General features: G+C 62.8%; 22 protein-coding genes, 1 rRNA gene and 1 riboswitch. Of the genes, 18 read left to right on the plus strand and 5 right to left on the minus strand.

All coding sequences use genetic code 11. The features are described from left to right. Positions 1-97 (minus strand): 16S ribosomal RNA (locus tag GCM43_RS09760); the annotation flags it as partial. A 453-nt stretch (positions 98-550) separates the two neighbouring features. Between GCM43_RS09760 and cobT the strand changes: the two genes are divergently transcribed. The 12 genes from cobT to GCM43_RS09820 all read left to right on the plus strand — a co-directional run bounded on the left by cobT (position 551) and on the right by GCM43_RS09820 (position 12,652). After that, positions 551-1,600, plus strand: coding sequence for a nicotinate-nucleotide--dimethylbenzimidazole phosphoribosyltransferase (gene cobT, locus GCM43_RS09765; RefSeq protein WP_152243690.1), 1,050 nt, complete (start codon positions 551-553; stop codon positions 1,598-1,600). Positions 1,601-1,604: 4 nt separating this feature from the next. Continuing rightward, positions 1,605-2,387 carry an adenosylcobinamide-GDP ribazoletransferase gene (locus GCM43_RS09770; RefSeq protein WP_152243692.1) on the plus strand — a complete coding sequence of 261 codons (783 nt, stop codon included), beginning with the start codon at positions 1,605-1,607 and terminating at the stop codon, positions 2,385-2,387. Beyond that, positions 2,388-2,942, plus strand: coding sequence for an alpha-ribazole phosphatase family protein (cobC, locus tag GCM43_RS09775; RefSeq protein ID WP_152243694.1), 555 nt, complete (start codon positions 2,388-2,390; stop codon positions 2,940-2,942). It begins immediately after the preceding gene. A gap of 45 nt (positions 2,943-2,987) precedes the next feature. Continuing rightward, positions 2,988-3,222: riboswitch (cobalamin riboswitch) on the plus strand. 136 nt (positions 3,223-3,358) lie between these two features. Then, on the plus strand, positions 3,359-5,230 hold the full coding sequence (locus GCM43_RS09780) for a TonB-dependent receptor domain-containing protein (RefSeq protein WP_152243696.1): 1,872 nt from the start codon (positions 3,359-3,361) through the stop codon (positions 5,228-5,230). A 75-nt stretch (positions 5,231-5,305) separates the two neighbouring features. Next, the gene (locus GCM43_RS09785; RefSeq protein WP_152243698.1) at positions 5,306-6,331 is read left to right on the plus strand and encodes a FecCD family ABC transporter permease; all 1,026 of its coding nucleotides are present in this window, start codon (positions 5,306-5,308) and stop codon (positions 6,329-6,331) included. 18 nt (positions 6,332-6,349) lie between these two features. Then, a complete protein-coding gene (locus GCM43_RS09790) occupies positions 6,350-7,123 on the plus strand; it encodes an ABC transporter ATP-binding protein (protein ID WP_152243700.1) in 774 nt (257 codons plus the stop codon). Further along, positions 7,120-7,752 (plus strand): cob(I)yrinic acid a,c-diamide adenosyltransferase, encoded by a 633-nt coding sequence (cobO, locus tag GCM43_RS09795; RefSeq protein ID WP_152243702.1) that lies wholly within the window; start codon positions 7,120-7,122, stop codon positions 7,750-7,752. The genes GCM43_RS09790 and cobO overlap by 4 nt, the downstream gene beginning before the upstream one ends. Before the next feature lie 4 nt (positions 7,753-7,756). After that, positions 7,757-8,311 (plus strand): bifunctional adenosylcobinamide kinase/adenosylcobinamide-phosphate guanylyltransferase, encoded by a 555-nt coding sequence (cobU, locus tag GCM43_RS09800; protein WP_152243704.1) that lies wholly within the window; start codon positions 7,757-7,759, stop codon positions 8,309-8,311. 10 nt (positions 8,312-8,321) lie between these two features. Continuing rightward, positions 8,322-9,317 (plus strand): adenosylcobinamide-phosphate synthase CbiB, encoded by a 996-nt coding sequence (cbiB, locus tag GCM43_RS09805; protein ID WP_152243706.1) that lies wholly within the window; start codon positions 8,322-8,324, stop codon positions 9,315-9,317. Then, the gene (gene cobD / locus GCM43_RS09810) at positions 9,310-10,308 is read left to right on the plus strand and encodes a threonine-phosphate decarboxylase CobD (RefSeq protein ID WP_152243708.1); all 999 of its coding nucleotides are present in this window, start codon (positions 9,310-9,312) and stop codon (positions 10,306-10,308) included. The genes cbiB and cobD overlap by 8 nt, the downstream gene beginning before the upstream one ends. After that, entirely contained in the window at positions 10,305-11,198 is an 894-nt protein-coding gene (locus tag GCM43_RS09815) for a cobalamin-binding protein (RefSeq protein ID WP_152243710.1), read from the plus strand. Before cobD ends, GCM43_RS09815 begins: the two co-directional genes overlap by 4 nt. A 26-nt stretch (positions 11,199-11,224) precedes the next feature. Then, positions 11,225-12,652 (plus strand): cobyric acid synthase, encoded by a 1,428-nt coding sequence (locus GCM43_RS09820; protein ID WP_152244209.1) that lies wholly within the window; start codon positions 11,225-11,227, stop codon positions 12,650-12,652. Here the strand turns inward: GCM43_RS09820 and GCM43_RS09825 are convergent. Beyond that, the gene (locus tag GCM43_RS09825; RefSeq protein ID WP_152243712.1) at positions 12,649-13,812 is read right to left on the minus strand and encodes a hypothetical protein; all 1,164 of its coding nucleotides are present in this window, start codon (positions 13,810-13,812) and stop codon (positions 12,649-12,651) included. The two genes, GCM43_RS09820 and GCM43_RS09825, sit on opposite strands and share 4 nt — an antisense overlap. 179 nt (positions 13,813-13,991) lie before the next feature. Here GCM43_RS09825 and GCM43_RS09830 point away from each other — a divergent pair, with 179 nt between their 5' ends. The 6 genes from GCM43_RS09830 to yacG all read left to right on the plus strand — a co-directional run bounded on the left by GCM43_RS09830 (position 13,992) and on the right by yacG (position 19,430). Further along, entirely contained in the window at positions 13,992-15,455 is a 1,464-nt protein-coding gene (locus GCM43_RS09830) for a DHA2 family efflux MFS transporter permease subunit (RefSeq protein ID WP_152243714.1), read from the plus strand. A gap of 99 nt (positions 15,456-15,554) precedes the next feature. Continuing rightward, positions 15,555-16,751: a type II secretion system F family protein gene (locus GCM43_RS09835; protein WP_152243716.1), complete on the plus strand. Its 1,197-nt coding sequence runs from the start codon at positions 15,555-15,557 to the stop codon at positions 16,749-16,751. A gap of 99 nt (positions 16,752-16,850) precedes the next feature. Beyond that, positions 16,851-17,723, plus strand: coding sequence for a prepilin peptidase (locus tag GCM43_RS09840; protein ID WP_152243718.1), 873 nt, complete (start codon positions 16,851-16,853; stop codon positions 17,721-17,723). A gap of 19 nt (positions 17,724-17,742) precedes the next feature. Beyond that, positions 17,743-18,390 carry a dephospho-CoA kinase gene (gene coaE, locus GCM43_RS09845; protein ID WP_152243720.1) on the plus strand — a complete coding sequence of 216 codons (648 nt, stop codon included), beginning with the start codon at positions 17,743-17,745 and terminating at the stop codon, positions 18,388-18,390. Positions 18,391-18,453: 63 nt separating this feature from the next. After that, positions 18,454-19,209: a cell division protein ZapD gene (zapD, locus tag GCM43_RS09850; RefSeq protein WP_152243722.1), complete on the plus strand. Its 756-nt coding sequence runs from the start codon at positions 18,454-18,456 to the stop codon at positions 19,207-19,209. Between the two features lie 20 nt (positions 19,210-19,229). Further along, positions 19,230-19,430, plus strand: coding sequence for a DNA gyrase inhibitor YacG (gene yacG / locus GCM43_RS09855; RefSeq protein WP_413770940.1), 201 nt, complete (start codon positions 19,230-19,232; stop codon positions 19,428-19,430). 150 nt (positions 19,431-19,580) lie between these two features. On the opposite strand, the gene GCM43_RS09860 is transcribed toward yacG, so the two are convergent. Genes GCM43_RS09860 through argJ form a run of 3 tightly spaced genes read right to left on the minus strand, consistent with a single transcriptional unit; the run spans position 19,581 to position 22,089 of the window. Then, entirely contained in the window at positions 19,581-19,991 is a 411-nt protein-coding gene (locus GCM43_RS09860; protein ID WP_152243726.1) for an NUDIX domain-containing protein, read from the minus strand. Continuing rightward, complete coding sequence (locus GCM43_RS09865; RefSeq protein ID WP_152243728.1) at positions 19,988-20,854, minus strand: ATP-binding protein; 867 nt, start codon at positions 20,852-20,854, stop codon at positions 19,988-19,990. Before GCM43_RS09865 ends, GCM43_RS09860 begins: the two co-directional genes overlap by 4 nt. Beyond that, on the minus strand, positions 20,851-22,089 hold the full coding sequence (gene argJ, locus GCM43_RS09870) for a bifunctional glutamate N-acetyltransferase/amino-acid acetyltransferase ArgJ (protein WP_152243730.1): 1,239 nt from the start codon (positions 22,087-22,089) through the stop codon (positions 20,851-20,853). Before argJ ends, GCM43_RS09865 begins: the two co-directional genes overlap by 4 nt. Positions 22,090-22,303 lie beyond the last annotated feature (214 nt).

A 22,303-nucleotide genomic window follows, 5' to 3' on the forward strand; every position in this document is an offset into this window, starting at 1 on the left:
ACTCGCCACCAGAGCAAGCTCCGTGCTGCCGTTCGACTTGCATGTGTAAGGCATGCCGCCAGCGTTCAATCTGAGCCAGGATCAAACTCTTCAGTTTAATCTCTGTTACTTTGCCGTTTTACCGGCACCGTCATTGCTGACGGGTCGCTCACTCAAAAAACTGACAGGCCACTACTTTCGTAGCGTCCTATTTCATTATTTCTTGTGAACATTTGATATTTTAAGTTTGACGTCAATCCGAAGATCAACGCTGCACTTCATCAAATGCCCACACTTATCGACTGTTAATTGTTAAAGAACTGTATTCGGTACTACGTGTTTCGCGCTATCGACAAAGCGTTGTGTTTGTCAGCTGCGAAGAAGGAAGAGTATGAAGCGTTTGCAGCATTTCGTCAACCTTCTTTTTTTCCTTCACTCTACTGTGCAACAGCTTGTTTTGTGTGCACCGTTTTGCGAGGAGGCGAATTATAGCCAAGGCTGATGCCGGATGCAAGGCCTTTTAAAGCTGTGCTAAGGTAGCAGCAACACCATCCACACCGCTCACCTCCCCATGCTGATACCCACCATTACCGCTATCGCCGATGCCGACCTGGCCGGCAAGCTCGATCACGCCATCAATCACAAGACCAAACCACTAGGCAGTCTGGGCATGCTGGAACCGCTGGCGCGCCAGGTCGGCTTGATCCAGCAAACCATCGAACCGCAACTGCGCCTGCCTGCCGTGCTGGTATTTGCCGCCGACCATGGCGTGACCGACGAAGGCATTTCGGCCTATCCGCAAAGCGTGACCTGGCAGATGGTGGAGAACTTCCTGGCCAATGGCGCGGCCATCAATGTGTTTGCACGCCAGAACGATTGCGGCCTGTATATCGTCGACGCGGGTGTCAAACATGACTTCGGTGCCCGTGAAAACCTGCTCGATTTCAAGCAAGGTCCGGGCACGCGTAATTTTGCGCAGGAGCCGGCCATGACCATGCAGCAATGCGAAAACGCCATGCTGGTCGGCATGAAGCTGGCCGACACATTGACAGGCGACGTGCTGGGCTTTGGCGAGATGGGCATCGGCAATACCACCTCCGCTGCGGCGCTGATGCACAAGCTCACCGGTATTCCGGTAGCGCAATGCGTGGGCGCCGGCACTGGCTTGTCGGAAGACGGTGTGCGGCACAAACAGCAGGTGATCGAGGCGGCCGTGGCGCTGCATGCCAGTGCGAATGAACCGCTCGATGTGCTGGCGACCTTTGGCGGCTTTGAAATTGCCATGATGGCCGGCGCCATGCTGCAGGCGGCTGCCATGCGCAAGGTGCTGCTGATTGACGGCTTTATCGTTACCAGCGCTCTGCTGGTGGCGGCGCGCCTGCAGCCGGCGATACTTGATTACTGCGTGTTTTCACATTGTTCGGACGAAAGCGGCCATCGCCTGCTGCTGGCGCATCTGTTAACGCACTTGAAGGCGCGTCCACTGTTGCAACTCGACCTGCGCCTGGGCGAAGGCACCGGCGCGGTACTGGCCCTGCCGCTGCTGCATGCGGCCGTCAATTTCCTGCGCGAGATGGCCACTTTCGACTCGGCGCAGGTCAGCGAGAAGTCAGCAGACTAAGCCCATGCACCAGCTCCGCCTGTTCTTTATTGCACTGCAGTTCTTTACGCGCCTGCCGATCCCGCGCTGGGTCGGCTTCGAGTCGGCCTGGCTGCACCAGTCGTCACGCTATTTCCCGCTGGTCGGGCTGGTGGTGGGTGCGCTGTGCAGCGCTGTGTATATGGCGGCCAGTTGGCTGCTGCCGCCACTACTGGCCATGCTGCTGGCGGTGGCGGCCGGCATCTATATAACCGGCGCCTTCCACGAAGACGGCTTTGCCGATATGTGCGACGGCTTCGGTGGCGGCATGAGCCGCGAGCGCGTGCTGGAGATCATGAAGGATTCGCGCATCGGCGCCTATGGCGCAATCGGCATAATGTGTCTGCTGGGTATCAAGTGCACAGCGTTGGCGTCGTTGCCGCCAGCTGCCATCGTGACGGCCTTGCTGGTCGCCCATCCACTGTCGCGCCTGGCAGCCGCCTCGCTGATCCGCTTGATGGACTACGCGCGCGACGAAGGCAAGGCCAAGCCGATGGCGCAAACCATGAGCCGCACCGAATTTGCGATTGCCGCCGCCTGCGGCTTGCTGCCCGGCGCCGCCTGTGCGGTACTGGGCATGCTCGACTGGAGCGCACTGGCTTTTGCTGTGGTGGCTGCTGCGCTGGCGGCCTGGTTTCTGGCGCGCAAATGCCAGCGCCGGTTGCAAGGCTATACGGGCGACTGCCTGGGCGCCGTGCAACAATTGTCGGAAGTGGCCATTTACCTGGCGATCCTGTCGAGCTTTCAGCCGCCGCTGCGTTTGTATTAGATGCAACTGATCCTGATACGCCATCCGGCGCCCGACATTGCCAGCGGCCTGTGCTACGGGCGCAGCGATGTGCCGGTAGCAGCGCAGGAACTGAACAGGGTGCGCGCCAGCCTGCAAAACTCCTTGCCGCGCCAGGTACCGGTCTATTCCAGTCCGCTGTCACGCTGCCTGCAGCTGGCTACGCTCCTTGCGCAGGACTTGCACGCAGGCACCCCACAAACCGATGCCCGCCTGATGGAAATGGATTTTGGCACCTGGGAAATGCAAACCTGGCACGATATCGAGCACGCCGCCATCGACGCCTGGGCCGCCGATCTGGTGCATTACCGGCCCGGTGGCGGCGAGAATGTGCTGACCATGGCGACCCGCGTTCAGTCGTTTCTGCAGCATCTGTTGCGCGAACAACACGCTACCGTCATCGTGGTCTGCCATGCTGGCACCATCCGCCTGATCACTGCCCTGCAGAGCGCATGTTCACTGGAAAAAGCCGCATTGCTGGCGGCCTCATCTGCGCACAAAATCGCTTATGGCAGCAGCACCACAATTGACTTTTGAGCGACATTCACCAGACAGGCCATTACAGTTCCACGCCTGCTGCACGTATAATGGACAGGTTTTGGTGCCCGCGTTCATGTCCATGAACGCAGTTAAACGGGAAACACGATGCTGATCGATAGCCAACGTGTGCTGCCCCCGCAACGGTAAACAAGTGCCCTCGTTTTCAACACGAAAGCGACTGGCAGGCGATCTCTGACAACCACTGTGCCTATGCGGCATGGGAAGGTGAGATGGCTTTACTTGCAGCCCGGATACCGGCCAGAACAGGTGGAAGCGTGCGAACGGGGATGTTCGCGATCCGACTGGCCTGGCATCCGGGCTGTCTTTGATCGTCATCTTCAGTTCCCTCTTCTGTTCAATCTGGCCCACGGGGACGTCGGCTGGTTGCTTATTATTCTTACTGAAAAATTATCATGACTCATGCTGTTTCGCGCCACGCGGCGCTCACTTCGCTCGCGCTGGCCATTGCCGCGCCTTCCGCTTTTGCGCAAGCCACTCCCGACACTTATGACCCTGTTGTCGTTACCGCCAGCCGTTATCCACAACACCTGAGCGAAGTACTGAGCGATACGCTGACCATCAGCTCGGAAGACATCTCGCGCTCGGGCGCCAGCTCGGTAGTCGACCTGCTGCAAAAACAGCGCGGCATCGAAGTGGCGCGCAATGGCGGCCCGGGAACCTCGGCATCGGTCTTTATGCGCGGCGCTAACAGCAACCAGAACATCGTGCTGGTCGACGGCGTACGCATCGGCTCCTCGACCCTGGGCACGGCCAACTTCAGCGCCCTGCCACTGTCGAGCATCGACCATATTGAAATCGTCTACGGCCCGGCCAGTACCATGTACGGCGCCGACGCCATCGGCGGCGTAATCCAGATCTTTACCAAAAAAGGCGACGGTCCCGTGCAACTGAGCGGCTCGGTCGGCTACGGCAGCGACAATACGCGCCAGGTCGAAGCGCATGTCTCGGGCGCCACTGGCGGCGCCAACAGCTTCAGCTACGCTCTGAGCGCCGGCAAGGAAAAATCGGACGGCTACTCGGCATCGAAGCTGGGCGCGTCGTCGTTTACCTACAATCCGGACAAGGACGGCTACGACAAGGAAAGCGTCAGCGGCCAGATCGGCTACCAGATGGCAAAGGGCCACCAGGTTGGCCTGGCGTTCATGAACAGCAAACTCGATGCGCAATACGATGCCGGTCCTGGCTACGATGCACGCAGCAACCAGAAGCTGGAAAACATCTCGGTATTTACCCGCAATGAATTCACGCCCAACTGGACCAGCGAACTGCGCTACGCGGAAGCGCGCGACAAGTCGGGCGACGACAGCGCTGCCGCATCGTGGGGCAAGAGCCAGATCGACACCAAGCAGACCGACCTGAGCTGGCAGAATGACATCCGCTTCGGCCGCGACAACCTGCAACTGCTGGCCAGCTACCGTGACGAAGACGTCACCTCAAGCAGCACGCCTGAAGTGACCGGTTCGCGCAATACCAAATCGTTTGCGGCGTCCTACAACCTGGTCCGCGGCGCGCATCTGCTGAGCGTCAGCGGCCGTCGCGACGACAGCTCGGCATTCGGCAAGCACAACACCGGCAGCGTGGCCTACGGCTACCGCTTCACCAACGCCCTGCGCGCGACCGCCAGCTACGGCACCAGCTTCCGCGCACCGACCTTCAATGAGCTGTACTACCCTGGCTATGGCCTGGCCAGCAACAAGCCTGAACGCGCACGCAACGCCGAAGTGGGCGTACGCTACGACGACGGCGCCTCGCTGCTGAGCGCCAGCTACTACCATAACAAGGTGACCGACCTGCTGGTCAACACCACGCCTTGCCCGGACCCGACCTTTACCGGCACGTTTGGCTGCGCCTACAACGTCAACAAGGCCCTGCTGGAAGGCATCACGATTGCTGGCGCGCGCAAATTCGGCGCCTTGAATGTGACCGGCAACATCGACCTGCAAGACCCACGCGACGAAACAAAAGACAAGCAACTGGTACGCCGCGCCAAGCGCCATGCCAACTTTGCTGCCGACTACACGGTCGGTGCCTGGACCGGCGGCGCCGAATGGCAACTGTCGGGCAAGCGCTTTGAAAACGCTGCCAACACCACCACGCTGGGCGGCTATGGCCTGGTCAATCTGTATGGCACCTACCAGGTCAACCGCGACTGGTCGGTACTGGCGCGCTGGAACAATATCGCTGACAAGAACTACGAACTGGCGCGTTTCTACGCCACGCCAGGCTCGAACTTCTTCGTTGGCCTGCGCTACGGCATGAAGTAATCACGTTGTTGAGGTAAGCTGCGGGCGGCGGCACCATGCCGCCGTCCGCAGTGTCGTGTCTTTTAAGGGTAGTCGATGCACCCATTTTTTCGCAATATGCGCCACCGTGCCACGGTGATCATCACCACGCTGCTCGTGTGCGCAATTGCCAGCCTGCTTGTTTCCGGCATGATCGGCTCGATCGCGATTCCGCTCGCCGACATGCCCACAGCCCTGCTGCACCTGGTGCAGGGCAATCCCGATTCCCTTGCCGCCACCCTGCTTGAGCTGCGCCTCGGGCGCGCTTCAACCGCCTTTGTGACCGGCGCCGCACTGTCGCTGGCCGGCGTAATGATGCAGGCGCTGCTGCGCAATCCGCTGGCCGATCCGTATGTGCTGGGCCTGTCCTCGGGCGCTTCGGTAGGCGCCCTGCTCGCTTTACTGCTGATGTATTCGCTGTGGGCGGTCGATGCGGCCGCCTTTGCCGGCGCCGTCATCATTTCCATGTTGCTGTACCTGCTGGCGCGGCGCGACCTGCGCGGCGGTACGGCAGCCGAAGGCGGCGCCTCCTTGCTGCTGCTGACAGGGGTGATCCTGTCGTCGGCCAGCATGGCGCTGGTCACCCTGATGCTGTCGATTGCGCCTGAAGGACGATTGCGCACCATGGTGTTCTGGATGATCGGTGATTTGTCCGGCGCGCCGGTGCGCCTGATGCCGTGGGTAGTGCTGGCCGGCGCCATGCTCTTTGCGCTGCGCTGCGCGCGTTCGCTCAATGTGATGGCGCTGCATGCCGAGGCGGCCAGCACGCTGGGCGTGCGCGTGGGGGCGCTGCGCAAGGGCCTGTTTTTTGTCTCGGGCCTGCTGACCGCCAGCGCCGTGACCAGCGCCGGCAGCATCGGCTTTGTCGGCCTGATCGTGCCCCATGCGCTGCGCTTTGCCTGCGGCCCCGACCACCGCGTGCTGATACCGGCTGCAGCACTGGCCGGCGGCGCTTTTCTGGTGCTGGCCGATACCATGGCGCGCACCGTGCTGGCGCCGCTGCAGTTGCCCGTTGGCGTGATTACGGCCATGATCGGCGCACCGGTATTTCTGTACCAGCTGCATCGCCTGCGCCGAAAGTAACGCCATGATACTAACGCCATGATACGTACCTACCAACTGGGCCTGCACGCTGGCAGCCGCAAGCTGATCGCCAATCTGAACTGGCAGATCGACGATGGCGAATGCTGGAGCGTGATCGGGCGCAACGGCGCCGGCAAAAGCACCTTGCTGCGTACGCTGGCCGGCTTGCGCCAGCCTGACGCCGGCCACGTCACGATACAGAACCGCGACCTGCATGAGTGGCCTTTGACAGACCTGGCGCGCCAGCGCGCCTTCCTCGCGCAGGCGCGCAATGATGCGTTTTCCTACCGCGTGATTGAAACCGTGCTGTCGGCGCGTCACCCTTACCACGACCAGCATTACTGGGAAGGCAGCGACGACCAGCAGATCGCCCTCGCTTCGCTGGCGTCGATGGAAGTGGCACACCTGGCCGAGCGCGATGTGCGCAGCCTGTCCGGCGGCGAGCGCCAGCGCGTGGCGATTGCCGCCATGCTGGCGCAAGATACCCCGCTGCTGCTGCTCGACGAGCCGGCCAATGCGCTGGACCTGGCGCATCAGGTGAGCGTAATGAACCTGCTGGCGCGCCTGTGCCGCGAGCAGCGCAAAACCGTGGTGATGGTCGGCCATGACCTGAACCTCGCGCACAGCGTGTCGAGCCATGCGCTGCTGCTGATGGGCGACGGCGGCTGGCTGGCCGGCCCGGTGGCCGAGGTGATGCAAGCCGACACCCTGTCGGACTACCTGGGCCACCCGATCGAGATCATCGAACATGGCCAGCGCAAGATATTCATACCGAAAGAGGACATAGCATGAGCGAGAACAAAATCATCGACGCTGACACAGCCGCCATCAACGAACGCCACCGCGTGCGCATGGAACGCAAGAAAGCCATTATCGATGCGGCCATTGCCAAGGCCGACAAGGAAATCGGCATCATTATCGTCAATACCGGCAACGGCAAGGGCAAGAGTTCGAGCGGCTTTGGCATGGCGATTCGCGCCATGGGTCACGGCATGAAAGTGGGCGTGGTGCAGTTTATCAAGGGCGCGATGTCAACCGGCGAAGAGAAATTCCTGCGCCGCTTTCCCGACGAAATCAGCTTTCACGCCATGGGCGAAGGCTATACCTGGGAAACCCAGAACCGCGAGCGCGATATTGAAAAAGCCGAACTGGCATGGGAACAGGCCAAAACCTTTCTGGCCGACCCCAGCTACGGCCTGGTGCTGTTTGACGAACTCAATATCGCCCTCAAATACAAATACCTCGACGTGCACAAGGTGATTGCAGACCTGCTCGAACGCCCCGCCATGCAGCATGTGGTCATTACCGGCCGCGGCGCGCCGGAGGAACTGATCGCGATTGCCGATACGGTTACGGAAATGGCCGTGGTCAAGCATGCGTATGCGGCCGGCATCGGCGCGCAGGCCGGCACCGAGTGGTAATGCATTGATGCGTACCCTCGTGTTGGGCGGCGCGCGTTCCGGCAAGAGTGCGTTTGCCGAGCAACTGGCGCAATCTTCCGGCAAGGAAGTGGTGTATCTCGCCACCGCACAGGCGCGCGACGGTGAAATGGCCACGCGCATTGCGCATCACCGGGCGCAGCGCCCCGCCAGCTGGCCCACCGTGGAAGAGCCCTTGCAACTCGGTGCGGTGCTGCGCGCGCACGCCGCGCCAGGCCGCTTGCTGCTGGTGGACTGCCTGACGCTATGGCTCAGCAATCTGATGTTCTGCTCGGGCGAGGCCTACCCCGAGGTCGGCGCCATCGAGCTGCCGGCACAGTTTCATCACGAGCGCGCGCACCTGTTGACGGTGCTGGACGAAATCGATTGCGACGTGGTGCTGGTCTCGAATGAGGTCGGCATGGGCATCGTGCCCTATGGCGCCATTTCGCGCGCGTTTCTCGATGAAGCCGGACGGCTGAACCAGGCGGTGGCGGCGCTGTGCGAGCGCGCCGTGTTTGTCGCTGCCGGGCTGCCGCTGTATCTGAAGGGTGCACCGTGAAAGGAAGACCATGCTGATGGGCTGGTCCTGTGCGCTGCTGGCCGGTTTGCTGACGGCCGGCGTGCTGCTTGATTTGCTGCTGGGCGAGACGCGCCGCTGGCATCCGCTGGTCGGCTTTGGGCGGCTGGCCAGCCTGCTTGAACGGCTGCTTAACCGTGGGCGAGGCCGTTTCGTGCGTGGCATACTGGCGTGGATGCTGGCGGTGCTGCCGGTTACCGCACTGGCCGTGTGGCTGTGCGGTCTGGGCGGCGCCGCCATCAATCTCTGCGTGCATGTGTTCTTGCTGTATCTGTGCCTGGGCCTGCGCAGCCTGCGCGACCATAACCAGCCGATTGCCGTAGCGCTGGCTGCCGGCGACCTTGACCAGGCGCGCCTGCTGACCGCGCGTATCGTCAGCCGCGATACAGCCAATGCCGATGCGGCCAGCCTGGCCAAGGCCAGCACCGAATCCCTGCTGGAAAACGGCAACGACGCGGTGTTTGGCACGCTGTTCTGGTTTGCCGTGGCCGGCGGCCCGGGCGCGGTGCTGTTCCGGCTGGCCAATACACTCGATGCCATGTGGGGCTACCGCAACGAACGCTATGACTGGTTCGGCTGCTGCGCCGCGCGCATCGACGATATACTGAACTACCTGCCGGCGCGCCTGACCGCGCTGTCCTATGTTGTGCTGGGCAAGACCATGGCCGACAAACAACGCGCCTGGCATTGCTGGCGCACCCAGGCCCCTACCTGGGGCAGCCCGAACGCCGGCCCGGTGATGGCCAGCGGCGCCGGCGCGCTGGGCCTGGCGCTGGGTGGCGAGGCTGTCTACGACGGAGAAATCGAATATCGCCCGATGCTGGGCAGTGGCAGGCCAGCCGAAGCCAGCGACATCGACCGCGCCTGGCGGTTGGTGGCCGAAACCACGGTACTGTGGATCATCTGGGTGGCGCTGGCAGCCGGCCTGTTTTACCTGCAAGGGCTGCTTTTTCAAGGACTGCTTTTTCAAAGACAACTCTATGCTTGAACATGGCGGCAACCTGCGCGACGCCGCGCTGGCTTTTGAACGGCCACTCGACGACTGGCTCGACCTGTCGACCGGTATCAACCCGCACTGGTATCCGGTGCCGCCTTCCAGCGCCAGCGCCAACGCCTGGCACCGGCTGCCTGAAGCCGACCCGGCCCTGGCGCTGGCCGCCTGCCGCTACTATGGCGCCCCCGCCATGCTGCCGGTGGCCGGCACCCAGGCGGCCATCCAGGCCCTGCCCCGTTTGCGCGCGCCATCGCGCGTGGTGGTGGCCGCGCCCTCGTACGCCGAGCATGCGCATCATTGGGGCCAGCATGGCCACAGCCTGCGCCAGGTAGCCTATGCCGATCTGGCGCAGGCTATCGACAGCTGCGACGTGCTGGTGATCTGTAATCCCAACAATCCGACCGGCGAGCGCATCGCCCATGACGTGCTGCTGGACTGGGCCGACCGGCTGGCTGCACGCGGCGGTTGGCTGGTGGTCGATGAAGCGTTTGGCGATACCGAAGACGCGGCCAGCCTCGGCGCGCATAGCGCCCGGCCCGGCCTGGTGGTACTGCGTTCGGTCGGCAAATTCTTTGGCCTGGCCGGCTTGCGCCTGGGCTTTGTCGCGGCGCAGCCGCCGCTGCTTTCTGCGCTGGCCGATCTGCTGGGTCCGTGGACCGTCAGCGGCCCGGCGCAGCAGGTGGCGCTGGCAGCCTTGAGCGATACTGCCTGGCAGGCGGCCATGCGTGCACGGCTGCGGCAGGAAAGCGCATGGCTACGCCAGCTGCTGGCCGCGCACGGCATTGCCAGCGCCGGCACGGCACTGTTTCAATGGTGGCCCGAGCCACGCGCCGAACAATTCTGGCGCCATATGGCGCAGCATGGCATCTGGGTACGATTGTTTCGCCACGCCGCCCACGGCATCCGACTGGGCTTGCCGCCCGATGAACCAGCCTGGCTGCGCCTGCAGCAGGCACTGACCGCATGGAACAAGGAAAACACATGAATGCTCTGACTTTGCCCGTCCTTCTGGCGGGCCTGCTCTCACTGCCGACGCAGGCCGCCATTTCGGTGCGCGACGATGATGGCAATACCGTCACCGTGCAAAAGCCGGCGCAGCGCATCCTGGCGCTGGCGCCGCATATTACCGAGCTGCTGTTTGCAGCCGGCGGCGGTGAAAAAATAGTCGGTGCGGTCAGCTACAGCGACTACCCGGAAGCGGCCAAAAAGATTCCGCATGTGGGCGACAACCGCCAGTTCGACATGGAGCGCATTATCGCCATGAAGCCAGACCTGATCGTGATCTGGCGCCATGGCAGTGCCGACCGCCAGATCGCCATGCTGCGCCAGTTGAAGGTGCCGATCTACCATAGCGATCCGAAAAAGCTGGCCGACATCCCCGAAGGCGTGGAGCGCCTGGGCCAGCTGATGGGGACCGACAATGTCGCCAGACCGGCCGCCGCGCAGTTGCGCACCCGGCTGGCTGGCCTGACCAGCCAGTACGGCAAGCGCGCGCCGGTGCGCGTGTTCTATCAGGTGTGGGACAAGCCACTGTATACCATCAGCGGCGCGAGCATTATCAGCGACGCGATGCGCGTGTGCGGCGGCCAGAATATCTTTGCCGCGATGAAGGTGGTGGCGCCCGTGGTCACGCCCGAAGGCGTGCTGGCCGAAGACCCGGAAGCCATTTTCGGCACCAGTGAAAAGAGCGACCCGGACAGCGAGGGCGGCCTGGCCATGTGGCGCGCTTTTCCATCGATCACGGCGGTACGCAGGAACAACCTGTTCCGCCTCAATGGCGACCTGCTCAACCGCGCCGGCCCGCGCATGATCGACGGCACGGCCGCCATGTGCGAGCAGCTCGATATGGCGCGCCAGCGCCGGAGCAAACCTTGACCCAGCTGTCGCTGTACACAACTTTGATGGTGCAAGGCACCACCTCGGACGCCGGCAAGAGCACCATCGTGGCGGCGCTGTGCCGGCTGCTCAAGCGGCGCGGCGTAACGGTGGCGCCCTTCAAGCCGCAGAATATGGCGCTCAACAGCGCAGTGACCAGCGACGGCGGCGAGATCGGCCGCGCGCAGGCGCTGCAGGCGCTGGCCTGCGGCCTGGCGCCGCATACCGACATGAATCCGGTGCTGCTCAAGCCGTCGTCGAACACCGGTGCGCAAGTGATCATTCACGGCAAGGTACGCGCCGAGATGGATGCGCGCGACTACCAGCAATACAAGACCATCGCCATGGGCGCGGTGCTCGAATCGCATGCGCGCCTGCGCCAGCAGTACCAGGCCGTGATCGTCGAAGGCGCCGGCAGCCCGGCTGAAATCAATCTGCGTGCGCGCGATATTGCCAATATGGGTTTTGCCGAGGCGGTCGACTGCCCGGTGATCCTGGTGGCCGATATCGACCGCGGCGGCGTGTTTGCCCATATTATCGGCACGCTGGCCTGCCTGTCCGACAGCGAACGCGCGCGCGTGCTGGGCTTTGTGATCAACCGCTTTCGCGGCGATATTTCCCTGCTCGAACCGGGCATCGAGTGGCTGGAACAGCAGACCGGCAAGCCGGTGCTGGCCGTGCTGCCCTATCTGCAAGGGCTGTTTCTCGATGCCGAAGATGCGGTCGAAGCGATGCAGGCCGAGCGCGGCGCCTTCAGGGTAGTGGTGCCGCAACTGCCACGCATCAGCAACCATACCGATTTCGACGCACTGCGCGCCCATCCCGGCATCGATCTGCAGTTCATCAAACAGGGCCAGCCGATACCGCCGGCCGACCTGGTGATCCTGCCCGGCAGTAAAAACACGCGTGGCGACCTGGCCTGGCTGCAGCAGCAGGGCTGGCCCGCTTACCTGGCCAGGCATCTGCGCTACGGCGGCAAGGTGATCGGCATTTGCGGCGGCTTCCAGATGCTGGGCGCCACGGTACACGATCCGCTGGGCGTGGAAGGGGCGAAAGGGGCGTCGCAGGCGCTCGGCCTGCTTGAACTGGAAACCGAACTGACGCCCGACAAGCGCCTAGTCCTGGTGGAAGGCCAGTGCGCGTTTGCCGACGCGTCCGTCAAGGGCTATGAAATTCACATGGGCGTGTCAAGCGGTGCAGCGCTGGCGCAGCCCGCGTTTGTGCTCGGCGGCAGGCCGGAAGGGGCGATTTCCCTAGATGGGAAAATCCTTGGCAGCTATTTGCATGGCATGTTCGATACGCCCGGCGCCTGCAGCGCGCTGCTGCGCTGGGCCGGGCTCGAATCAAACCATGTGGTCGATACGGCGGCCCTGCGCGAAGCGAGCCTGGAGCGTATTGCCGATGCGGCCCAGCCTTTGCTCGATGCGCTGGACCGCCTGGCCTGGCCGGCCTAGTTTTTCAGGCACATGCCCATATAGGCGCGGTCGGTGGAAAACTCGACCGCCATGCTCGACGACACCGGCATGAACATCGAATAATCGGCGGGCACATCGGCCGGGTCCTTGAACACGGCAATGCCATCGAAGTCGACCGCTTGCGTACCCAGGCCCAGCTTGTTGACGGTGATGGTCTCGTTATGCGATTTGCCACTCGTCAGGTTGGTGACGGTGGCCGTGCTGCCGGCAATGTCGATCTTGCCGCCGATACCGCCGCCTGTTGCACAGGCATAGCTGCCATTGAGTTCGCTGCCAATTTTCTGCTGTTTGGCCGCCACGATGGTGCCGACCCGCAGCACGTTTTCCTGGTTGACGCCGTAGCGGTCGATAAACAGCGCCAGCCCGCGGTCGCCGGCATGCACATGTACCACGCCGAAGTCCAGATTGCCCTGGCGTGCGATCACCAGGCCGCTGGCATTTTTGGCCAGCGTCAGGCTGGCGTTTTCTGCTGCCAGCGATGGTGACACGGCGCTGCAGACGCCCTGCGCATTGAAGCTGCCGCCGTTGCACAGCTGCGCCGTGCCATCGGCTGCGACCTTCAGCACGCCTTTGGGATTGAACAGGCTGCCGCCGTTCGAGGCATTGCGCATGGTGCCGATAAAAACATAGCTGCCGGCCAGCTTGGTCACGTCGCTGACGGCGTAGCCGGTGCCGCTGACGGTACTGGCCTTGCCGCCCACTTTCACATTACCCGTCAACAAGCGCGTGCGCGCATCGACCGATACATTCAGGTCGGCGCCGGTATAGGTGGTCACGCTGCCGCTGGTGGTGGAGGTAAAGGTGCCGCTGCGGTCAGTCAGGCCGAACTGCGTCGACAGCACCTTGATGCTGAAGGTCTTTTTCACGTTATCGAAGGTGATGCGCCAGGTATCGCCGATATCGGCTGCCACGTCATACACGGCTTCATCGGCACTGGCGCCGGCCAGCAGGCTCAGGCCAGCCTGGGCGGCCACCGCCTGCGAGGCGGCAGTGACGGCATCGGGTGCTGGCGTGGTAACTGGTGGGGTCACCACGACTGGCGGCGTCACCGGTGCAACAGGTGCGTCGTCATGGTCACTGCCACCGCCGCAAGCAGACAGGGTGGCGCCCAACAGGACGATGGCCAGGGATTTTTTCATGGGATAACTTTCCGTATCAAAAGGGTGCGCTCGCATGCGCAGGGACAAGCGATACTAGCGTTAGCAGTAAGTCATTTCCATAGAACAAATGTTCCATGGACTTTTTGAAAACAGCAGGCTGACGGCATGGCACACGCATTTATGTAACAATTCGGGCACCACCTCTACCGGCCCAGCTTATGTCCAGTCCCCCAACTGTTGCCACACCATCGGTCAAAGCTTTTCTTCCCTGGGTGGTCGCCACCGCACTGTTCATGGAACAGCTCGATTCGACCATCGTCAATACCGCCATTCCGGCCATGGCCGCCAGCCTGAACGTGACGCCGCTGAGCCTGAAGGCGGTCGTTACCAGCTATATCCTGAGCCTGGCAGTCGGCATCCCGATCAGCGGCTGGATGGCGGACCGCTTTGGCACGCGACGCGTGTTTTCCACCGCAATTGCCATCTTCACCATCGCCTCGGTGCTGTGCGGCCTGTCGGTCAATTCGCCGATGCTGGTGGCCTCGCGCCTGCTGCAGGGCATCGGCGCGGCCATGATGATGCCGGTTGGCCGGCTGGCCATTATCCGCACTTTCCCCAAGTCGCAATTACTCGCTGCCATGAATTTCGTGATTATCCCGGCGCTGATCGGCCCACTGCTGGGGCCGACCGTGGGCGGGCTGATCGTGCACTGGCTGTCGTGGCGCGAGATTTTCTTTGTCAACGTACCGGTCGGCCTGGCCGCGCTGTACCTGGCGCACCGCCATATGCCCGACTACTACGGCGACAGCCCGCGTCCGCTCGACCTGATCGGCCTGGTGCTGTTCGGTACCGGTATCGCGCTGCTGTCGTGGCTGCTGGAAATCTTTGGCGAGCACAAGATCGATCCGACCTCGGCCGGCGTGCTGCTGCTTATTTCACTGAGCCTGCTCGCTGCCTACGGCTGGCACTCGCGCGAAGTGCTGCATCCGCTGCTGCGCCTGTCGCTGTTCAAGATCCGCACTTTCCGCACCGCCGTGATGGGTGGCTTTATCACGCGTCTCGGCGTGGGCGGCCTGCCCTTCCTGCTGCCGCTGCTGTACCAGATCGGCCTGGGCCTGCCGGCCTGGCAGTCGGGCCTGCTGATGATGCCGTCGGCAGCGGCCGCCATGGGCATGAAATTCATTTCAGCGCGCGTGCTGGCGCGCTTCGGCTATCGCCAGGTACTGATCGTCAACACCTTGCTGATCGGCGTGACGATTGCCATGTTCTCGCAGGTCAATGCCGGCACGCCGCTGTATGTGATCGTGGCCATCGGCCTGTGCCAGGGTTTCTTCAATTCGCTGCAGTTTTCCAGCATGAACACGCTGGCGTACGCCGATGTGAATAATGCCGATTCCAGCATGGCCAGCACCATGTCGAGCTCGATGCAGCAGCTGTCGATGAGCTTTGGCCTGGCCATGGGCTCGCTGGTGACCGGCTGGTTCCTCGGTGATTTGCCGCAGTCCGACCGCGCCGCGCTCAGTAATGCGCTGCATCATGCGTTCCTGACGCTGGCCGCCGTTACCATGTTGTCTTCGCTGAGTTTCTGGGGCTTGCGCCGCAACGATGGCGAAAGCATCAGCAAGGGCGACAGCAGCAGCGACGAATCCGCTCCCGTCACGCCGCCAATCGCAAAAAAATGACCGCAAACTGAACTGCATCAAGCCTCTTGCAGGCCGCCCTGGCGGCGCTGCCAACTGCTGCTAGTGTGAAAGCTGGCGTGCAGGTGGCAGGGGGCACAGATGCCGGTCGAGCGCAAATTCAGATGGGAAGGCAAGGACCGCCACGGCCGGCAGACGCATGGCGAGCTGCGCGCTGCCGATCCGCAATCGGTCAGTCTGCTGCTGCGCCGCCAGGGTATCTTGTCGACCCGCGTGCAAGCTGCGCGTGCGCCGCCAGGCAAGGCCATCAACGCCAGCGATATCGCCCTGTTTACGCGCCAGCTGGCAGCCATGATGGCAGCCGGCGTGCCGTTGCTGCATGCGTTCGATATCGCCGGCAAGGGCCATCCCAAACCCGCCATGAAGCAGCTGATGCAGGAACTGCGCCAGGCGGTCGAGGCCGGCAGCAGCCTGCAGCAGGCATTTCGCCAGTATCCGGCGCTGTTCGACACGCTCTATTGCAATCTGGTGGCGGCCGGCGAACAGGCCGGCATCGTGCAGGAGCTGCTGGCGCGCCTGGCCAGCCACCAGGAAAAGGCGCTGGCGCTGCGCCGCCAGTTGCGCGGCGCCCTGGCCTACCCGGCTACCGTCGTGCTGGTGGCCGTGCTGGTGACGGCCGTGATCCTGTCAGTGGTGGTGCCGGCCTTTCGCCAGGTATTCGACAGCGTGGGCGCACCGCTGCCTTTGCCGACGCTGGTGGTGATGACCCTGTCGGCGCTGCTGACGCGCTACTGGCTTGCATTGCTGGCAGGACTGGCCGGCGCCGTGCTGCTGGGGCGTCTGGCCTGGCGCCGCTGGCCGCTGCTGCGCCGCCAGGTCCAACTGCAGATGCTGCGCCTGCCCGTGTTCGGTGCGCTGCTGCGGCGCGCCGCCATTGCACGCTGGACGCGCACCCTGGCCGCCCTGTTTGCCGCCGGCGTGCCGCTGCTCGATGCGCTCGAACTGGTCGGCGCGGCGGCCAACCATGTGCTGTACCACGAGGCAACCGGGCGCATCGAACGGGAAATCCGCGCCGGCGGCAGCCTGGCGCTGGCCATGGAGCATAGCGGCGTGTTTCCCGCGCTGCTGACGCAACTGGCGCTGATCGGCGAAGAGTCCGGCACGCTCGACGCCATGCTGACGCGCGCGGCCGAGATGATCGAAGCGGAAATCGACGCCGCCGTCTGTACGCTCTCGTCCCTGATGGAGCCTTTGCTGATGCTGGTGCTGGGAACGCTGGTAGGGGCGCTGGTGATTGCCCTGTACCTGCCCATTTTCAAGCTGGGCACGGTGTTTTGAATCTTTCTGTGTTGCAAAACATTCCACTGGCAGCGCGGATGTCTTACACTGCAATGCCTGCCGCAGCCATGCGCCGCTTTTCCCTGTTACCGGAACACCATGCAAGATACCCTGCTGTTTGCCGCCCCCGGCACGCTGTTCGTCACCCTCGTTGCCGCCCTGTTCGGCCTGATGGTCGGCAGCTTTCTCAATGTGGTGATCCACCGCATCCCCAAAATGATGCAGCGCGAGTCTGATAACTATGTTGCGGTGGAAAGCGGCCAGCCGCCGCCCCATACCGAGCGCTACAACCTGATGCTGCCGCATTCGCATTGCAGTTGCTGCGGCCACCGCATCACGGCCATGGAAAACATCCCCGTCATCAGCTACCTGCTGCTGCGCGGCAAGTGCAGCGCCTGCAAGGCGCCCATTTCCATGCGCTATCCGCTGGTCGAACTGCTGACCGGCGCGCTGTCGGCCCTGCTGGTCTGGCATTTCGGCAGCGGCTGGACCGGTCTTGCCACGCTGGTGTTTGCCTGGCTGCTGATCGCCATGACCTTTATCGACGCCGACACGCAAATGCTGCCGGACGACCTGACTTTTCCGCTGCTGTGGGCCGGCCTGCTGGTCAATCTCAATGGCACGTTTGTACCGCTGGCTGACGCCGTGATCGGCGCGGCGGCCGGCTACCTGGCCCTGTGGAGCGTGTACTGGCTGTTCAAGCTGGCGACAGGCAAGGAAGGAATGGGGTATGGTGACTTCAAACTGCTTGCCGCGCTGGGCGCCTGGCTGGGCTGGACCATGTTGCCGACGATTATCTTGCTGGCATCGGTGGTTGGCGCCATCGTCGGCATCTGCCTGATCGTGTTTGCCCGCCGCGGGCGCGACAAGCCCATTCCGTTTGGTCCCTATCTGGCTGCTGCGGGCATGATTGCCCTGCTGTACGGCACGCCGCTGTCGCAACTGACGCAGGGCCTGTTTGGCCCGTATTGATGATTATCCGGAAGGAAGCATGGAAAGACCCACAGCGCCTTATTTCAGCGTCGGCCTGACCGGCGGCATCGGCTGCGGCAAGAGCACGGTAGCCGACCTGTTTGCCGCGCGCGGCGCCACCATCGTCGATACCGACCAGATCGCCCACGGCCTGACGGCTCCCAACGGCGCAGCCATGCCGGCGCTGGTAGCCGAGTTTGGCGCCGCCTATGCCGATGCGCGCGGCGCGCTGGACCGCCCGAAAATGCGCGAACTGGTGTTTTCCGATCCACAGGCCAAGGCCAGGCTGGAAGCGATTTTGCATCCGCGCATCCGCGCCGCCACCCTGGCGGCGGCACAGAACGCTACCGGCAGCTATGTGATGTTTGCCGTGCCGCTGCTGGTCGAGTCCGGCGGCTGGGTCGAGCGCGTCAACCGCGTGCTGGTGATCGACTGCCTGGAGGCCCGCCAGATCGAACGGGTGATGACGCGCAACGGGCTGACCGAAGCGCAGGTGAAAGCCATTATGGCCACCCAGGCCACGCGCGCCATGCGCCTGGCAGCCGCTGACGATGTGATCGATAACAATGGCGCCGTGGCGGCGCTGGAGCCGCAGATCGCCGCGCTGCACGAGGTATACCTCGCATTTTCAAAAAGAATGGCTGGAATGGCGTCTCAGCATTTGTAATTTGTCGACGCTTGGTTCAAAATCACGGGATTGCTTGCCGATCCTTACTTAAGGGATATCATTTTGATTGTCTACGAATACCCTTTCAACGAACGCATACGGACACTGTTGCGGCTGGAAGACCTGTACGACAAATTCAAGTTCTTTATCCAGCAAGAGCACGCCATGCAGCACCATGTTGCCTTGGCAACTATTTTCGATATGCTGGAAGTGGCAGGCCGCGCCGACCTGAAGTCCGACCTGCTGCAGGAACTCGAGCGCCAGCGCCAGAGTCTGCTGGGTTACCGCAGCAATCCCAATGTCGAGCCGGAAACACTGGACGCCATCCTCGGCGAACTCGATAGCATCAGCGGGGCGCTGGTGGCGGCGCAGGGCAAGACCGGCCAGAATATCCGCGACAACGAATGGCTGATGAGCATCCGCGGGCGCACCATTATTCCCGGCGGCGCTTGCGAGTTCGACCTGCCTTCGTACTACGCCTGGCAGCAACGCAGCAGCGCGCAGCGCCTGGCCGATATCCAGGCCTGGTTTGCACCGCTGGCGCCGCTGTTCGACGCGCTGGCGCTGGTGCTGCGCCTGCTGCGCGACTCGGGCCGCCCGGTCACGCTGACGGCCAACGCCGGCAGTTACCAGCAAATGCTGCAAGGCAAGGTCTACCAGATGCTGCGCCTGTCGATCGATGAAACGAGCGGCGCGATTCCGGAAATTTCAGCCAATAAATATATGCTGTGGGTGCGCTTTACCACCCAGGGCGGCGACCTGAAACCCAAGCCGCTCGAAGAAGATGTACCATTCGAGCTGACGCTCTGTAACTTTTAATGTTGTAAAGTACCGCTATCATGCCAGTTGTAAATTGCCCCACCTGTCACGCCAAGGTCGAATGGACCGAGGCCAACAAATACCGCCCCTTCTGCTCGGAACGCTGCAAGCAGATCGACCTGGGCGCCTGGGCCGAAGAAAAGTACACGATTCCCGCCGCTGATCCGCTGGAAGATCCGTTGCAAGATCCGCTGGCCGATCATGAACCCAAACCGCATTGAAGTAGGTCGGATTAGCCGCTTGGCGGCGTAATCCGACAACACCTGCGGCGCCAACAATGTTGTCGGATTTCGCGGGGTTTTGCCCCGCTTGCGTGGCCCGGCTGATCCGACCTACCGTCCTACCGTCCTCTTAACTTGGCGGCATCAGGCTCAAGCCTGGGCTCGTACCTCGTCCAGCCATTCAAGCAGCGGAATGGTGGCCGGCAGCAAAGGCTCGACGCCCACCGTGCCCTGCCAGGCAAACGCTTGCCCTTCCAGGCTTTGCGGCTCGCCCTGCCAATCGCGGCTGATATAGAAATGCAGCCGCACATGGGCATGCGGATACACGTATTCCACGCCGCACCACGCTTCGGCGCTCACGATCTGCAGGCCCAGCTCCTCGACAAACTCGCGCTTCAATGCATCGAGAATGGCTTCACCCGGCTCAACCTTGCCACCCGGGAACTCCCAGTAGCCGTCGAAGGGCTTGCCGGGCGGCCGCTGGCCCAGCAGCACGTCGCCATTCGGTTTCATCAGGATGCCGACGGCAACGTCCACCGGTTTCGGTTTCACTTCGCTCATTGCGGCAGCTTTCCGGCGTAGTCGCGTGCAAACTGCCACGCCACGCGGCCCGAACGCGAACCGCGCTGCAGCGCCCAGCGCAGGGCATCGCCACGCGCTTCGGCAATCTGCGCCGGCGTGCAGCCGTAGGAGGCGAGCCAGTGCGACACGATGTCCAGATAGTCGTCCTGGCGAAACGGATAGAACGACAGCCACAGGCCGAAACGCTCCGACAACGAGATTTTCTCTTCCACCGTTTCGCCTGGATGCAAATCGCCATCTTCATCGGTCTTGTAGCTGGTGTTGTCCGACATACGTTCGGGCATCAGGTGACGCCGGTTCGAGGTCGCATAGATCAGCACATTGTCCGACTGCGCGCTGATACTGCCATCGAGCGCCACTTTGAGCGCCTTGTAGCCGCTCTCGCCTTCCTCGAACGACAGGTCGTCGCAAAAAACGATAAAGCGTTCGGGACGCGCCGCCACCAGATCGACGATGTCGGGCAGGTCGGCCAGGTCGGCTTTGTCCACCTCGATCAGGCGCAGGCCCTGGTCGGCAAACTGGTTCAGGCAAGCCTTGATCAAGGATGACTTGCCGGTGCCGCGCGCGCCTGTCAGCAGCACATTGTTGGCCGGACGGCCGCTGACGAACTGGCGCGTGTTCTGCTCGATCTGCTGCTTTTGCGCGCCGATATTGTGCAGGTCCGACAGCGTGATCTGCGACACATGGGCCACCGACTGCAGATAGCCGACAACGCCCTGGCGGCGACGCCAGCGGAAGGCAAAGCTGTTCCAATCCGGCAGCGGCGCTGCCTGCGGCAAGATTGCCTCCACGCGCGCCAGCAGGCTTTCCGCGCGGAGCAAAAATTGCTCGAGGCCGGTCATGAGCGGTAGTCGGCGTTGATCGACACGTAGTCGTGCGACAGGTCGCAAGTCCACAACGTGGCCGCAGCATCGCCGCGCGCCAGCTTGACGCGGATGGTGATTTCGCTTTGCTGCATCACGCGCTGGCCGTCCTGCTCCTGGTAGTCGGGATTACGGCCGCCGTTCTTGGCTACCCACACATCGTCCAGGTACAGATTCAGCTGCCCCACATCGAGATCATCCACGCCGGCGTAGCCGATGGCGGCCAGGATACGGCCCAGGTTCGGGTCCGAGGCAAAGAAGGCGGTTTTCACCAGCGGCGAGTGGGCGATCGAATAGGCGATCTTGCGGCATTCTTCCACGCTGCGGCCGTCTTCCACGGTCACCGTCATGAACTTGGTCGCGCCTTCGCCGTCGCGCACGATGGCTTGCGCCAGGAAAGTCGACAGTTCGGTGACGGCGGCGGCCAGTTCGACGTAATGCGGCGAATCGATGGAGTCGATCACCAGGCTGCCCGCGCCGGTGGCCACCAGCATAAAGGAGTCATTGGTCGAGGTGTCGCCGTCGATGGTGATGCAGTTGAACGACTTGTCGGCGGCCTGCTTGACCAATTGATCGAGCACCGGCTGGGCCACGGTGGCGTCGAATGCCAGAAAGCCCAGCATGGTGGCCATGTTCGGCTTGATCATGCCGGCGCCCTTGCTGATGCCGGTCAGGGTCACGCTGTGCCCGCCGATGGTGACCGTGCGCGAGCCGGCTTTCGGCTGGGTGTCGGTGGTCATAATGGCTTCGGCTGCCGAGAACCAGTTGTCGTTCGTTAACGCAGCCACCGCCTGCGGCAAACCGGCCACCAGGCGCTGTACCGGCAGCGGCTCGAGAATCACGCCGGTGGAAAACGGCAGGATCTGCTGCGGCGTGCAGCCCAGCAGTTCGGCCAGTGCGGCGCAGCTGGCCTGTGCATCGGCCAGGCCCGATTCGCCGGTGCCTGCATTGGCGTTGCCGGTATTGACCAGCAGCGCACGGATCGGCGCGGCGCCAGCGGTCACGGCGGCCAGGTTGGCTTTTGAGATCTGCACCGGCGCGGCGCAGAAGCGGTTGAGCGTGAATACGCCAGCGACGGTGGCCGTCGGCGCCAATTTCAGTACCAGCAAATCCTTGCGGTTGGGTTTCTTGATGCCGGCTTCGGCAACACCGATTTCAATACCGGCGACAGCTTTCAGGTCGGCGGCGACGGGCTTGGGAGAATTGACGGCCATGGGAGCTCTTCTGCTAGGGAAAAAGGAAGCGCTATTGTAGCGCCTTCGCGCCAGCGGTGACCATCGCGCATGGATCGCCAACTCGCTTGCGGCGCATCAAAGCGCGGCCTGGCAGCGCGATTAAGGTAAAAATCTACGCCATCGCCGACCGGAGCATGCCATGCACCAACACCTTTTACATTTGCTGCGTTTATACCTGATGTTAAGCCTCGCG

Source organism: Janthinobacterium aquaticum (genome assembly GCF_009208565.1).
Taxonomy (GTDB): Bacteria; Pseudomonadota; Gammaproteobacteria; order Burkholderiales; family Burkholderiaceae_D; genus Janthinobacterium.